This window comes from Methylomonas sp. 2BW1-5-20 (assembly GCF_052474515.1).
On sequence record NZ_CP184127.1, the window covers coordinates 3707699 to 3723144 of the forward strand.

A 15446-nucleotide genomic window follows, 5' to 3' on the forward strand; every position below is an offset into this window, starting at 1 on the left:
TATCACGCAGTTAAACTGATTTTATGCCGCGGCGCCAGCGCCGCATCCGGTTTGGAAGCGGCTGCGAACCAAGGTCTGCGGCGGTCTGGCTTGCTTATTGCTGTGTTGAGTCACTTTATTCGCAAGCTTGCAACGTCTTCAATGTCCAAAGACTCGCCGGGATTCCTCCACGCGCTGTTTCTACAGCATGCGCATGAAATTGGCGCTTTTGTGCGCGGCCGTTGGCCGAGAGAACCCGATGTAACCGACATCGTACAGGAAACTTTTCTGCGCCTATCGCAATATCCCGAGCCGCAAACCATTCAAAACCCTCGGGCGTTTTTGTTCCAGACTGCCGCCAATCTGACCGTTGATCGCCATCGCCGCCGCGAAACTCGCGAGCGTTTCGATGAACCCGACGCAAACATCGAGCATGTTGCCGACCAGGGATTATCGCCGGAACATTATTGGCAAACCCATCAACAACTGGAGAAATTTGCCGCTTGGCTGGACGAATTGCCCGAGATTCGGCGCCATGCTTTTGTTTTGTATCGGATTGAAGGCTGTTCGCACGCCGAAATTGCTAAACGTTTGGGCATTTCGGTACGTTGCTCCGAACGCTACGTAATGCTGGCGATGCAGCATATCAGCGCCAAACTCAGCGCCGAACCGGACCAGGATTGGCGGTGATTACCGTCTGTCCCGTCTATGAATAAAGTCCGGTAAACTGCGCTTTTGATAAACATCTTCCAGTCACTCAGCGTGTCCGACATCGAACCCATCAACCAAACCATGCGCGACCAAGCCATAGCCTGGCTGCTGCGCTTACGCGATGCGCCCTCCGACGCGCAAAGCGCGCGTGCGTTCGCAGACTGGCTGGCGGCCGATCCCGCGCATCAAACGGCCTATCGTCAGGCACAAGCGCAATGGGCCTGGATGGAAGCTTTCAAGCAACAAAGTTTTCCGGCACGCGACGCGGCCTTACGTTACCGGCCGGCCGGGCGTAAACCGGCGGCGCGGCGCCGGCTAACTTACAGCGCGGCGGCAATCGTGTTATTGGGCCTTGGTTTGGCAATATTCTCGCCGCAAGGCTGGTACGGACTACCGAATAGCTACAACACCGGCAAGGGCCAAAGGCAGACCGTAGCATTATCGGACGGCACCGAACTGGAATTGAATACCGACACCGAAGTGCGGGTGCATTTCAATCACGCGCAACGCCATGTCGATCTGATTCGCGGCGAAGCGTTCTTTAAGGTCGCACACGATGCCGAAAGGCCGTTTAAGGTGCGGGTCGGCCATGTCAGCGTGCGCGATATCGGCACCGCCTTTGACGTATACAAACAAGCCGACCGGGTCAGCGTGGCCGTACAGGAAGGCGTGGTGGAAATGGCCGGTCAGGGCGAAAGCCGCGAGTTGAAAGCCGGGCAACAATTAGCCTATAGCGACGATCGCCGTTTCTTCGCGGCCGCGCCAAGCGATATTGCCGCCGCGACGGCTTGGCGCCAAGGGTTGCTGACTTTTAACGGCCGGCGGCTGGCGGATGTGCTGACGGAAATCGCTCGTTATCACGACGTACAAATCCGCCTGCCCGACCCTAAATTGGCGGAATTACGCGTTAACGGCAACTTTCGTACCGAGCAACTGGACAGCATGTTGCATGCGGTAGCCACGCTGTTGCCGGTCAGTGTTCAACATGTCGGCGAGCGCGAGATTGTGCTGGAGGCGGTTGCGGACAAGCACTAAAACCTTTTGCAACCCCGCACCTCGCAGCAATTTACTCGATGCGGGTTGGCGGCTTTTTTTATCCTCCGCGTCTATGCCTATGAACCCCCATCATAACGGAGACATGGAGCATGACATTGACAATCAAACGCCTCGCCACGGCCATTGCGCTGATCTCGGCGCAAGCCCATGCCGAGGACGGCAAACGCCATTTCGATATCCCGGCCCAGCCCCTGGCCGCAGCCTTGCAACAGCTATCCGCGCAATCCGGCACGGCGATGCTGTATGCGGAGCAATCCGCGGCCGGGAAAACCAGCCCGGCCCTGCAAGGCGAATACACGATAGAGGAAGCCATCCGCAAACTGCTGATCGGCAGCGGTTTGATTCACAGCATCAACGCCGACGGCACGGTGACGTTGAAACCGGGCGCGAGTAGCAGCGCCACCACATTAGGGGCGGTAACCGTAGTGGGCCAATCGAATGTGGATACGAACGATCCGTACAACTCGAATTATCAGGTCCGTAACGCAAATACCGCGACCAAGACCGATACGCCGATCATGGAATTACCGCTGTCGGTCAAGGTCATCCCAAAATCGGTGATCAACGACCAGCAAATCACCCGCCTGGACGATGCATTGAAAAACGTCAGCGGGGTTTATGGGGGCCCCGGTAACGGCGGCACCGCCGATACCTTTCTGGTACGAGGCTTCGCGGACTTCAGCCCCTACTACAATGGCGTACGGCTGGAGACCGGCTGGACTCAGGGCGGCTTGCGCGATGCCGCCGGCTTGGAGCGAGTGGAAGTCTTGAAAGGCCCGGCCTCGATTTTGTACGGCCGCATCGAGCCTGGCGGCATGGTCAACATGGTGCCGAAAACGCCGCTGGCGACTCCCTATTATTCATTGCAGCAGCAATTCGGCTCTTACCGTTTTTATCGAACCACGATAGACGCCACCGGCCCGGTGACCGCCGACAAATCGGTTCAGTACCGCGCCAATCTGGCCTATGAAAACAAAGGCTCGTTTCGCGACTTTATCGAAGGCGAGCGGGTTTACTTCGCGCCCACCGTGCATTGGGACATCAGCGACCGCACCCAGGCCACGTTTTATATCGACTATTTGCACAACGACACCGCGCCGGACGTCGGCGGCCCGCCAAGCATCGGCAATCGGCCGGCCGCTCTACCGCGCAATCGCAATTTGAGCGAACCGAATATCCGCGCGGTCAGCGATGACATCCTGTTCGGCGTGGACTGGAGCCATGCCTTCAACGACCAGTGGACCTTCCGCCACCGCTTCTTCGCCGACTTCACCGAAGATAACGAGAATCTGCCCGGCGCGCCGCTCGGCTTGGACGCCGACAATCGAACCCTGCATCGCGGCAATTTTGGTGTCCGCGACAACCTGGGCGCAACTTACAACACCAACGCCGATCTGACCGGCAAATTCAAGACCGGCATATTCGAGCACACCTTGCTGATCGGCGGCGATTACTTCAGCTTCGAAAATTCCTTTGCGTGGCCGACACCGCAAACGGTGCCGGATATCGACATTTACAACCCGGTTTATTCGGGCAATCTGGATTTACTTTCGCGGCTGGACGCTGTCGGCAACTTGGGCTTCGAATGGTTCGGCGTGTATTTGCAGGATCAGATCAAGCTCCCTTACGACGTGCATCTATTACTGGGCATGCGTTACGACAACGCCAACTCCTGGCAGGATTTCGGCGCTTTCGGCAGCGGCATCAAGGACACTAATCACGAGGATAAAGTCACGCCGCGCGTCGGCATACTCTGGCAACCAATCCCGTCGTTCAGCCTTTACGGTAACTACATACAAGGCTTCGGCGCGCCGAATATTGGCGTCTATGGCGACAGCGGGGCCAAAATCAAACCGCAAACCTCGGAGCAATGGGAGGCCGGCTTCAAGAAGGAATGGCTGGACGGTAGACTCAATCTGACCGCCGCTTACTTCGAAATCACCAAACAAAACATCGCCACGCCGATATTCGGCACTCGGTTTTACGAAGCCGTCGGCAAGGCCCGCAATCAAGGCTACGAATTGGACCTGACCGGCGAAATGTTGCCGGGCTGGAAGGTGATCGGGGTTTATTCCTACATCGACTCGGAAATCGTCAGCAACGGCGGCACCGACGAAGGTCATCGCCTCGCGAACGTGCCCGCGCATGGCGGTAGTCTATGGAATACCTATACCGTGCAAGACGGCGCGTTGAAGGGGCTGAAGTTCGGCGCCGGCGTGGTCGCCCGCTCGCAAAGACAAGGATCGAACACCAACAACTTTCAATTGCCGGGTTACGCGATTTTCAATGCGCTGATCGGCTATGAAACCCACATCGGCAAAACCAAGCTGACCACCCAAATCAACGCGGACAATCTGCTGGACAAGGAGTATTTCGAAACCGGCAGGGCCGACCGAAACTTTTGGGGCACGCCCCGTACCTTTATGGGTTCGGTGCGTTTAGAGTTTTGATCGAACAAGTAAGTGTGTCGGGGTACGGTAGCGTGCCCTTGGCACGCATTTGGACAGTAACACACCCGTCTGTGGCCCTTAAACCTCGTCTCACCTGAATTTGTTCATATCGCAGTATCGACCCGGCTGTAAATGTCTTCCACCTCCAGGGTCAAACCTATCGACGCGAAAGTCACTTAGTAGCCGGCCATTTTGCTGCAATCAACAATACACCGGGATAAACCTAATTCTTGACCATTTTTACTTTGATGCCGGCCATGAAATCTACAACGCGGCCAGCGCTGCGTGATTTGACGTATCTACAAGCGATTTTGCGTGATATGCCGCACCGGATTCCGCGAGAATCCTCGTCGTCTAAACATAAATTGCATCTTTACGGGTAGTTAAAACAATTGTTTTAAAAGAAGTAATTGCATTTAAAACCTATCTATCAAGTTTGATTCGATCGGATGGAATGCTTTTTGCGCGGTGTTCCGTTTTGCCTACGCCGCCAAACCGGAATTGGTTCGGCAAGGGTTTATGCCCCAGACCGTTACTTATTGTGTCATCGAGACTTGTTAGTGCCTAAATCCAAACCATCGCTGTTCGATCGGCTGTTTCAGCGGCATAGCCATGAGCTCCGAGTCTTTGCCGGCCTACGCGGCGGCAATGAGTTTGCCGAGGATTTGGTGCAGGAAGCGTATTTGCGCTTGATGCAACATCCCGAACCGGAGTCGATCGACAATGCCAGGGCCTTCCTGTATCGCACGATCGCCAATCTCAGTATCGATCAACACCGCCGCCAGAGCGTTCGCGACCGTTTTCATATCGAAACCGGCGACGACCAGGCACTGCATGACATAACGGCAGCCGAGCCGTTGCCCGAGGATCAATTGGCCTCGGAACAGGAACTGCAATCCTTGAACCGCATTTTATTGGAACTGCCGGAGACTACCCGCAACGCCTTCGTGCTGTACCGACTGGAAGGGCTGTCGCACAAGGAAATCGGCCATCGGCTGGGGATTTCCGAACGCAATTCCGTGAGACTGGTCGGCATTGCCGCGCAGCATGTGCTGCTGTGCTTCGGCTCGCTGGACAACTAAACTGTCATGCTTGGCGCGCCCATTTTTTCACCGCCTCGTATGCCGGATTTTAAATGTCGGGCGGCTAAAGGATAGAATGCCTGTGCTTAGCGCAACCCATCGCCCCCTGTTTAACATGCCAAAAACCGAAGCCTCGTCCGATCTGCAACAGCAAGCCATAGCGTGGATTCTGCGGCTGGATTCGGCTGCCTGCACGCCAGCAGAGCGCCAGGCCTTCCAGGAATGGTTGGCGCAAGGCGAGGACCGGCAACACATTTACCGGCAATTGGCCGACAAATGGCGCAAGCTGGATCGTTTCAAGGGCGGGGATTTTCCGGTGCGCCAACAAGCCTTAAGTTACCGCCCCCCGCGCAAGCGTTTGCGCCGTTTTACCGAACTGGCGCTGGCCGCTTGTTTGTTGCTGGGTTTGGGCGTGGGAACTTTCTCGGAACAGGGCTGGTACGGTCATCGCAGCCACTATGTCACCGAACGCGGCGACCGCCAGACTTTACAACTGGCCGATGGCTCGCGCCTGGAGCTGAGTGGCGATACCGAGTTGAATTTGCGTATCAACCGTTGGCGGCGCTCGGTGGATCTGGTCAAGGGCGAGGCATTTTTTAGTGTGGCTCACAACCCGCAACAACCCTTCGAGGTCAAGGCCGGTAACGGCACTATTGTCGACATTGGTACCCAATTCGACGTAAAGGTGCAAAACCGGCAGGTAGCCGTTGCGGTGGTGGAAGGCGCCGTTAAAGTTGAAACCAACGGCGGCCGGGAAATCAACGCTAATCAAGTACTCAGCTACGATGCTCAAGGCAATTTTCAGGACAACCCGGACAGTCCGGCCAATCTCACTGCTTGGCTGCGCGGCCAACTGGTATTCGAAAACCGCCGCTTGGACGACGTGTTAAGCGAACTGGAACGCTTTCATGACACGCGCTTGAGCTTGGCCGACCCCAGCTTGGCCAAGCTCAAGGTCAGCGGTACCTTCCATATCGGTAATCTCGACGGCGCGCTGAATATTATCGCGATGACTTTGCCGGTCAATATTCAGCGGCCCGCGCCGGGGCAGGCGCTATTGGTCAGACGCTGACCTCCGATAGGCCCCCGCTCTGCTTCCCGAATAAATTTTGGCGTCTTTTTCGGCTTGGTGCGTTTCATTCCGGAAACCCCAGCAAAAGGAGAAGATGAATGAAGTTTTTAACACAACCGCTATTGTTCGGCGCCCTGTTGGCCTCAGCCTGCGAAGTACGGGCAACCGAAACCACCTACAGCTTTGACATCCCGGCCCAGGCATTGGTGGCGGCTCTGCCGAAACTGGCGGCGCAATCCGGCGTACAAATTTTTTACGCTCACGATAGCGTGGCCGGCCACAGCGGACCGGCGTTACGAGGCACGATGACGCTAAACGAGGCGCTGAGTAAACTGCTGTCGGCCAGCGGCCTGAGTTTTGCGATTGCCGGCGACGGTTCGGTATCGATCAAGGCGGCGGGCAAGGACGCGACGATGTTACAACCGGTGAATGTTATCGGTCAGACGGTTTACGACGCCACCGATCCCTACAATACCGATTACAACCGCCCCAACGCCACCACGGCCACCAAGACCGATACCCCGATCATGGAAACCCCGGTTTCGATACAAGTCGTGCCGAAGGCGGTGCTGGCGGACAAACAGTCGATGACGCTGCCCGATGCCGTGAACGGTCATGTCAGTGGTGTGCTGGGTAGAACTGGAGGCGGCTATCTGTACGATAACTTCATCATTCGCGGTTTGGCGGGCTCCGGTTTCGGCGACGCCTACCGCAACGGCTTGTATAACCGCCAGGACATTTATGATATTGCCAACATCGAGCAGATCGAAATCCTCAAAGGCCCGGCGGCGGTACTGTATGGCCGCATCGAGCCCGGCGGTTTGGTGAATTACGTGACCAAGAAACCGTTGGCTACCCCCTATTATTCGTTGCAACAGCAGTTCGGTTCTTACGACCAATATCGCACCTTGGTCGATGCGACCGGGCCGATCGATGACGATAAAACCTTGCTGTATCGCCTGAACGGCTCATACACCGATAATCAATCCTTCAGAGAATTTGTCGGTAACGAGCGGTTTTTTGTCGCACCGGTGGTCACTTGGCGACCGAACGAAAAATTTGAGACCAATCTTGAGCTGGAATACAAGCATGACCGCTTCAATTCCGATTACGGTATTCCGGCCATTGGCGGGCGTCCGGCGGCCATTCCAATCACCCGCACACTGAAGGATGGCCCGCAGCGCATGTTAGTGGAAAGTGCGCTGGTCGGCTTCGACTGGACCTATCGTTTCAACGACGACTGGAAATTAACCCAACGCTATCTGTTTAAGGACTGGTCGCTGACAGGGCCAACGCTCTTCAACTATGGCGGCTTGCAGGCCAATAACCGCTTATTGAATCGTTCCACCCAAATCGCCGGGCAAGACGTGATGACTCACTCCGGCAATATCGATTTGAACGGGAAATTCGAACTCCTGGGCAGCCGGCACGATTTGTTAATCGGTGTGGATGGTTTTCATGCGATAACAGAGTCAGCGGCAAGAAGCGGTCCGGCAGCGGCTATCGACATATTCAATCCGGTGTATGGCCAAGTCGATTTTGCGGCGCTGACAACTGACAATGCTTTTTTCTATCGCAAAGAATCCTGGGTGGGCGCCTATGTTCAGGATCAGATTACGTTCTTCGACAGACTACATCTATTGCTGGGCGGTCGCTACGATAACGTCACAACGGGCTCGCGATTCTCTGCCAATTCCTTGGCCGCCGCTCAAGCTGGGCGGGTAGCGCTTGAAGATAATGCCTTCAGTCCCAGAGCCGGTTTGTTGTACCAAATTCAGGATTGGCTATCGATTTACGGGAGTTATACAAAATCGTTCTCCGCCAATAACGGCGTAAGCGCCAGCAATCAGCGCTTTGAACCGCAGATCGGCAAACAATACGAAATCGGACTAAAAATGGAGTCGCAAGATAAACGCTTTTCGTCGACGCTGGCGTTTTTCGAATTGACCAAAAGCAATCTACTCACCGACGACCCAACCCAAGCCGACCCGAATTTCCAGATACTCGCGGGAAAAATCAGAAGTAAAGGTATCGAGTTGGACTTGGCTGGACAAATTACCGATCAACTCCATCTATTAGCGACCTACGCTTACACTCAAGCCAATTACATCGAAGATTTCGACGGCTTGCAGGGCAATCGCCTGGAGAATGTGCCACGGCACCAGGGCAGCCTTTGGGGTACCTGGCAGTTCAACGATGCCTTTAAGGCGGGTTTGGGTGTGGTAGCCCTCGGCAGACGGTCCGGCGACGCCAACAATACCTTCATCCTCCCGGGTTATGCGCGATTGGATGCGATGGCGGCCTACACCCAAAGGATTGGGCGGCACAAACTGACTGCCCAGTTGAACATCAACAATCTTTTGGATAAACAGTATTACGCGAATTCGGACGGCGGCAACCTTGGCGCGATTCCAGGCTATCCGATTAACGTATTGGGTTCGCTAAAGTATGAGTTCTAACGCAAACCGGCCGCACTGCGGATGAATTTTATCGTTCCCGGAGTTTATCGGCACGGAAACGCTTAAAAACCAAACGCCAAAAATCGGGAACATCGGGCATATCGCCGACAAACATGCGGCATATGCCACGCTTTTCGCCGATACCCCGGCGGAAAAATTCGCCCTAGATTCCCGGTAAGCCTCAAGCCAAACCAGTCCTCAGAAGCATGCCACCGGGTCGGCAGTTTATGGTCCACCTACGATTTCCAGCAAGGCGATTTACGCGGATTAAAAGTCGGCGGTGGTATCAGTATGCGCGACGGTGCCACCGACGGCTCTAGAAATGGCTATCAAACCGCCGGCTATGCGACGGTCGATCTATTGGCCGCGTATTCCTGGAAAGTCGAAAAATCCAAAATTACCGCGCAACTCAACGTCAACAATTTGCTGGACAAAACCTACTTTCCGGACGCCTACTGGAGCGGCGCCAGCAGTACGCGCACCATCGGCACGCCGCGTTCTTTGCTCGGGTCGATCAAGTTGGAGTTTTAAACTTCAATGCCGGTACTGAGCGGGCCCAAATTGTTACCGGCATTCCGTTCCGGCTAAGCTAGCGCATCGCTTGCTGGAAATACGCTGGACTGGATGCGCAATCAGGTCCAGGCCCGGAGGCTCTAAGCGCAAAAAAACAGGTTATATCTCGGATCAATGCGGCATTTCACACAGTTTATTCCGGTGGCTTGCCGTCTGTTTCGACAAGCCGCGGCGTAAAGCACTGTTTAAAATCAAGGCTGAACAGGTCGCAACATTAGAGAATGCGGATTCTGGCACAAACTCTGCTGCGTGGCTTGCCACGATTAACGCCGATTTTGGCCAAATTCCCCGCGCATGGCATTTTCAGACCACGATATTTATCGGACTTTTCTAAGCACCCGGCCGCAAATCCAGCGCTTTCTACAACAACGCGTGCGCTGTCAGGATACCGCCGCCGATTTGATTCAGGACATTTTCCTGAGGCTGACGCTGCTCAAACCCCCGCCCGCCAACGAGATCGAAGTGCGGGCCTGGCTGTTTACCGTGGCCTCCAATTTATCGCTCGATCATCTGCGCACGCAAAAGCGCCACCACGAATTACTGGATCAATATCTGGGCGACGCAACCGAAATCGACGGTTCCGCTGCGCCGGAACGGGCCGTGCAAGCCCAGGACCAATTGCAGCAAATTCAAGCGGCTTTGGCGGAACTGCCCGATCAATGCGCCGAGATTCTGTATTTGAGCCGCATCGAGGGTTTAAGCCATATAGAAATTGCCCAACAGCTGAAAATATCCACCAGCTGGGTGGAAAAGCAGTTGGCCAAAGCCTTGCTGCAGTGCCGGCAGGCCGTCAATAGCGAAGATGCCTAGTATGGCTTTAAGCCCTGCTGATCGTTATAGTAAATATCTTTCCGCAATGCCACGGCCCCGATGAACGAAGCCCCCCCAGCACTCCGCGAAATCTTGCAGCAACAGGCTGTTGCCTGGCATCTGCGTCTGACGTCCGGTGCCGCCGACGAGGCTGCGTTTGCCGAATTCGAGCGTTGGCGGCGGCAATCCCCGGCGCACGGGCAAGCCTATCTCGATATCGAAACCCTTTGGCAAAAACTGCCGAATCCCGTGCTGGCCGACCGGCAGAGGCGCCGAGCGTTGGCGGCCAAGCACCGCCGTGCAGTCTTAGTGCGGCGGGGTATGGGCTTTGCGGCGGCGGCTTCGCTGCTACTGACGCTGATAAGCGGTTTTTATCCGGATTATCTGCAACATCCGATGGCCGATTACCGCACCCGCATCGGCGAACAAGCCTCGGTCACCTTGGCCGACGGCAGTGTCATGCATCTGAATACCGACACCGCTGCCGATGTGACGATCAATGCGAGCGAACGCCGTATCGAATTGCTGCGCGGCGAAGCGGAATTCGATGTGGCGCACGATGCCGACAAGCCGTTTCGCGTAATTTCCGGCGCCACCACCACCGAAGCGCTGGGCACCCGTTTTATCGTCCGTTACGACGGCCATGCCGGCATTGTGACGCTGCTACAAGGCAAAGTCCGCAGCAGCAGGCCTTCCGCGCAAGGCGCGCAAACCGACAGCGCCACGCTACAGCCCGGCGAGCAGGTGGCTTTTAACGCAGAAACGCTTGGCGCGCCGCAAACCGTGGAATTAAGCAACGCCGATGCCTGGCGGCGCGGTCGCTTGCTGATGAACTTCGTACCGTTGAAACAAGTTATCGCCGAAATCAACCGCTATCGGCGCTGCCAAATCCGGCTGTTGGACGACAATCTGGCGGAGCGGGAAGTCAATATTGCGGTCGATATCAAACAGATAGACGCCTGGCTGGCAGCACTGCAACACACCATTCCCATCAAGATTGTTCAAGCCGGGCCTTTTGTATTTTTAAAATCCTAATTCTTGACGGCGGCGCTACTCACCAAAATAAGCCTTCATTTCCAAGGGCTACGACGGGACGGTTCCGCGACAATTTGCCGCACACAAATTAGTACGGCATCGCCATTCGCCAATCGTTCTCAGCTAAAACGCATCTTTACTGAGGACATACCATGAAAAAAATCGGAACCCCAACCAGAACAGATCGAACCCGAGCCCGCCGCTCGACGATAGTTGGCGCACTGCCGCTTTGTCTTGGCTTGATTACTATCGCGGCACCATTGCCGGCTCAAGCCGAAAACGCCTCGACCAGTGCCGACAACCGTAACTACAACATCGCCCCGCAACCCTTGTATTCCGCACTCAGTGCATTGGCCGAGCAATCCGGCGTCCAGTTTGTTTACAACTCGGAGTTGGTCAAAGGCATTAGCTCGCCGGGCCTTAGCGGGCAATACTCGCTGGAAGGGGCGTTGAAACGCTTGCTGTCAGGGTCGGAGATCGCTTATCGATTCAATGACGGCAATACAGTTACCTTGCAAAAGACGACGGGCCTGGAGCCGCAATCGGCCACGACCATGCCGGCGGTAACGGTACAGGGATTGGCGCCCAGCAATACAAGCGATCCTTACGATAAAAGTTACACGGTCGGCAACAGCACGACGGCCACTAAAACCGACACGCCGATCATGGAAACGCCAGCATCGATTCAGGTGATTACCCGTACCGTGATGCAAGACCAGCAAGCCTACCGGCTGCAGGACGCGTTGAAAAACGTCAGCGGCGTGCAGTCCTACCATCCGTTCGGCGGCGATTTCGAAAACTACGTGATGCGCGGCTTCTTGCAAACGATGGCCAATTACCGCAACGGCATCCGCATTCCATTCACCAAATTCGATCTTGCCAACGTCGAACGGGTGGAAGTCTTGAAAGGCGCGTCGGCAATGTTGTATGGCTTCAGCGATCCTGGCGGCATGATCAGCACCACTATCAAGCAGCCGAGCGCCACGCCCTACTACTCGTTGGAGCAACGCTTCGGCTCCTACGATTTTTACCGCACCGAAGCCAGCGCGACCGGGCCGCTTAGTGAGACGCACGGCTTGAATTACCGGATGGATTTTTCGTATCTGGATGCGGGATCGTTTCGTCAAAACATGGGTAATGACCGGATCTTTTTCGCGCCCAGCCTGAGTTGGGACGTCACGCATGACACCAAATTAACCCTGTCCTACGAGCATTTGGAAGACAACAACGCCTACGATTTCGGTATTCCCGCGATCGGCAGCCGCCTGGCGCAAGTGCCTATTTCGCGGACCTACGGCGGTAGCCCCGACATGAAAAACAACACTCACAACAATTTGTTCGACTTCCGGATCGACCATCGGTTTAACGACCGCGTCAAATTGAATGCTGGCGCGGTATCATCGCAGTACGATAAGTATTGGCGTAGCGTGTATCTCAGTCGCGTCAACGAGCAACCCGGGCCCAGTTTCGGCGACGTGCGCCGGAACGCCTGGTTCGGCCCGGAGAAATCCGAAGCGATCACGGCCTGGGTCAACGGCACCGCCGACTTCGAGACTTTCGGCATCAAGCACAAAGCCTTGATCGGCGGTGAATACTACAACAACCGAATGAACTACCAAGTCACCGACATTCGGGTCGGCACCGTCAATATTTTCGATCCCAATGTGCCGACGATCTCCGCAGCTCAGATCGCGCAATTCGAAAACTCGCCCTACGCGTACCACATCGCGACCGAATACACCTCCCAGGCGTTTTATCTGCAGGATCAATTGACGCTATGGAACAAACTGCACGTTACCGGCGGATTTCGCTACAACTGGATAGACCGCTACCAATATCTGAGTTGGAACGACGACCCTTACAAGCAAGCCAGCCGCACCGACGATCTGGCCAGTCCGCGGGTCGGCATCGTTTATCAACCGGCCGACTGGCTATCGTTATTTGGCAGTTTTTCCGAGTCGTTTGGGCCGGCCGCCGACTACGCGGACGGCGGCAACACGCTGTACGAACCGTTTACCGCCACCCAATTCGAAGGTGGCCTGAAAACCCAGTTCTTCGACGGTAAATTTACCGCCAGCGCCGCTTATTTCGATCTCGAAAGAACCCAATTTTTTCAAGACCCCGCCAGCGACAACATTTTCAAATCGGTGCCAGTCAAAGGCAAAAGCAAGGGCGTCGAAGTCGACCTGCAAGGTCAAATCTACGGCTGCCTAAGCATGATAGGCAGCTACGCCTACACCGACGCCACCATCACCAACGACGTAACTTCGCCGGCCAACATAGGCCATCGTCTGCCATTCGCGCCGACGCATCAAGGCAGTCTGTGGCTGAAATACGACGTCAACGAAGGTTGGCTGAACGGCTTCAGCTTCGGCGGCGGCGTCTATACCGCCGGTCGTCGCTACGGTGATGCAGCGAACAGCTATTACGACCACGCCTATGCTCGACTGGACCTGATGGCCGCTTACAAGCGCAAATTGGGCGACACGACCCTGACTACGCGGGTCAACATTAACAACGTCAACGATGCCGAATACTTCGCGATGCGTTCGCGGCGCAGCAACTTGCCGGCTGAGCCGATGACGGTGATGGGCTCGATCAAGTTGGAATATTAAGCTGCTCTGTTGAGCCGCCACACAAGTCGTGTTAGGCGTTAGACCGCAGGTTGGGGTGAGGTAACGAACCCCAACATTTTTTGGCCGCTAAATTACCGGTAACTTTGATGTCCTGTTGCCGATAGCTGGAGAATAATTTTGAGCTTGTCGTGTTGGGGTTCCTGTCGGAACCCCAACCTACGCTCTCTCGGCAAAAAAGAACTGGGGATTTCCCAGGCTAAAACGTCTTGTTCAGGAATCGGCGCCTTTTGTTTTTTCCGGTTTCCGCGTGCGCGGAAGTCGGCAGATAGGCGCAATCAGATTTTTCATAAGGCGGCGGTTTTGCCTCGCATCTTTTTCGCACCATTCACCTGACCGTTTTGCTATCACCATGACCGCCATTCACCAACAATCGCGCTCAACCACTCCGACGAATCCGCAAAGCCGGGTCTTGTCCCGCCTGAAATCCCGCCGCAAACGCTGGCTGGACGTGCATTTATGGCTGGGTTTGACCCTAGGATTTTTGCTGTCGATTTACGGCATCACCGGCAGTTTTCTGGTGTTCTACGCCGAGATCGACGAATGGCTGCATCCGGATTTGTTGGTAGTTGAGCGCCCCGCCGACGCACAATACCGGCCGCTGGCGGAAATTTTCGCCGCCGGCAAAACCGTGATGCCGCCCACCGCGAAACACGTGTTTTCGGTGTACCCGCGCAACGAGAATGCAGCTTTCAAGCTGCGTTACCAATTTCCGACCTCCGACACCGAAAACGAACGCTGGATTGTTGGCGTCAATCCATACACGGCGCAAGTGACCGGAACAATGCTGCTGACCCGCTCCGGCGATTGGCTGCCGGCAACCTTCATCGATTGCGTGTTCGAGTTGCATTACGCGCTGTTGATTCCGTCCGAGGACATCAGCGCCGTCATCGTCGGTGTCTCGGCGGCATTGCTGATCATCTCCGCTTTGACCGGCCTGATCGTCTGGTGGCCGTTGACCGGCAAATGGCGGCAGGCGCTGACGTTTAAAGCCGGGGCCGGCAAGGTGCGATTCAATTACGATTTGCATAAAATCAGCGGTTTTTACACATTGCTGGCGATGATCCCCGTGCTATTTTCCGGGATATACATGGTGCTGCCGCATAACGTGGTGCCGGTTTTAGAGTTGTTTTCGCCGGTGACTTACCGCTATTGGTTTCAATCCAATCCGCCCTCTCCGGTGGCGCCGGCTATTGGTATGGACAAAGCGTTGGCGATTGCCGTCAAGCAATACCCGCAAGGCCGGCCACACTGGATTTACGGCGCTGCCGAGCCAAGCAAAACCTACACGGTCTGCCAAGACGGCGTCGACGCACCCGGCAGCATCTTGCAACGCCGCTGTACCGTGATCGACCGCTACAGCGGCGAGATTCTGGATCTGGACGATCCCAGCCTGCCGGCAGCCACAGCCGGCGAAATCTTTACGCATTGGCAATGGCCGCTGCATTCCGGCCAGGCCTTCGGCATGCCGGGAAGGATTGTGGTCTTTATCACGGGACTGGCTTGCCCGGTGTTGTTTGTCACCGGCGTGATCCGCTGGCGGCAGAAAGCCGCAACCCGGCACAAGCGGAAAGGCTGAAACCGAT

11 protein-coding genes are annotated in these 15446 nt (G+C 55.7%); all 11 read left to right on the forward strand.

From position 1 onward, the window contains the following. Window positions 1-141 precede the first annotated feature (141 nt). Window positions 142-669 carry an RNA polymerase sigma factor gene (locus ACH50O_RS17200; RefSeq protein WP_446808977.1) on the forward strand — a complete coding sequence of 176 codons (528 nt, stop codon included), beginning with the start codon at window positions 142-144 and terminating at the stop codon, window positions 667-669. Window positions 670-714: 45 nt separating this feature from the next. Beyond that, window positions 715-1725, forward strand: coding sequence for a FecR family protein (locus ACH50O_RS17205; RefSeq protein WP_446808978.1), 1011 nt, complete (start codon window positions 715-717; stop codon window positions 1723-1725). Between the two features lie 110 nt (window positions 1726-1835). Next, window positions 1836-4196 (forward strand): TonB-dependent siderophore receptor, encoded by a 2361-nt coding sequence (locus ACH50O_RS17210; protein WP_446808979.1) that lies wholly within the window; start codon window positions 1836-1838, stop codon window positions 4194-4196. Window positions 4197-4756: 560 nt separating this feature from the next. Further along, on the forward strand, window positions 4757-5278 hold the full coding sequence (locus ACH50O_RS17215) for an RNA polymerase sigma factor (protein ID WP_446808980.1): 522 nt from the start codon (window positions 4757-4759) through the stop codon (window positions 5276-5278). 115 nt (window positions 5279-5393) lie between these two features. Continuing rightward, window positions 5394-6350, forward strand: a complete 957-nt coding sequence (locus ACH50O_RS17220; protein ID WP_446808981.1) for a FecR family protein — start codon at window positions 5394-5396, stop codon at window positions 6348-6350. Window positions 6351-6448: 98 nt separating this feature from the next. Further along, entirely contained in the window at window positions 6449-8809 is a 2361-nt protein-coding gene (locus tag ACH50O_RS17225; protein ID WP_446808982.1) for a TonB-dependent siderophore receptor, read from the forward strand. Between the two features lie 156 nt (window positions 8810-8965). After that, window positions 8966-9340: a TonB-dependent receptor domain-containing protein gene (locus ACH50O_RS17230; protein WP_446812167.1), complete on the forward strand. Its 375-nt coding sequence runs from the start codon at window positions 8966-8968 to the stop codon at window positions 9338-9340. Between the two features lie 336 nt (window positions 9341-9676). Then, window positions 9677-10192: an RNA polymerase sigma factor gene (locus ACH50O_RS17235; RefSeq protein WP_446808983.1), complete on the forward strand. Its 516-nt coding sequence runs from the start codon at window positions 9677-9679 to the stop codon at window positions 10190-10192. A 60-nt stretch (window positions 10193-10252) separates the two neighbouring features. Beyond that, window positions 10253-11227, forward strand: coding sequence for a FecR family protein (locus tag ACH50O_RS17240; protein WP_446808984.1), 975 nt, complete (start codon window positions 10253-10255; stop codon window positions 11225-11227). Window positions 11228-11379: 152 nt separating this feature from the next. Further along, window positions 11380-13842: a TonB-dependent siderophore receptor gene (locus ACH50O_RS17245; protein ID WP_446808985.1), complete on the forward strand. Its 2463-nt coding sequence runs from the start codon at window positions 11380-11382 to the stop codon at window positions 13840-13842. A gap of 370 nt (window positions 13843-14212) precedes the next feature. Further along, window positions 14213-15439 (forward strand): PepSY-associated TM helix domain-containing protein, encoded by a 1227-nt coding sequence (locus ACH50O_RS17250; protein WP_446808986.1) that lies wholly within the window; start codon window positions 14213-14215, stop codon window positions 15437-15439. Window positions 15440-15446 lie beyond the last annotated feature (7 nt).

Bases quoted from the DNA above. Each gene is read 5' to 3' on its own strand.
- ACH50O_RS17200 (WP_446808977.1), top strand. From the start codon at position 142: ATGTCCAAAGACTCGCCGGGATTCCTCCACGCGCTGTTTCTACAGCAT.
- ACH50O_RS17210 (WP_446808979.1), top strand. From the start codon at position 1,836: ATGACATTGACAATCAAACGCCTCGCCACGGCCATTGCGCTGATCTCG.
- ACH50O_RS17220 (WP_446808981.1), top strand. From the start codon at position 5,394: ATGCCAAAAACCGAAGCCTCGTCCGATCTGCAACAGCAAGCCATAGCG.
- ACH50O_RS17225 (WP_446808982.1), top strand. From the start codon at position 6,449: ATGAAGTTTTTAACACAACCGCTATTGTTCGGCGCCCTGTTGGCCTCA.
- ACH50O_RS17235 (WP_446808983.1), top strand. From the start codon at position 9,677: ATGGCATTTTCAGACCACGATATTTATCGGACTTTTCTAAGCACCCGG.
- ACH50O_RS17240 (WP_446808984.1), top strand. From the start codon at position 10,253: ATGAACGAAGCCCCCCCAGCACTCCGCGAAATCTTGCAGCAACAGGCT.
- ACH50O_RS17245 (WP_446808985.1), top strand. From the start codon at position 11,380: ATGAAAAAAATCGGAACCCCAACCAGAACAGATCGAACCCGAGCCCGC.
- ACH50O_RS17250 (WP_446808986.1), top strand. From the start codon at position 14,213: ATGACCGCCATTCACCAACAATCGCGCTCAACCACTCCGACGAATCCG.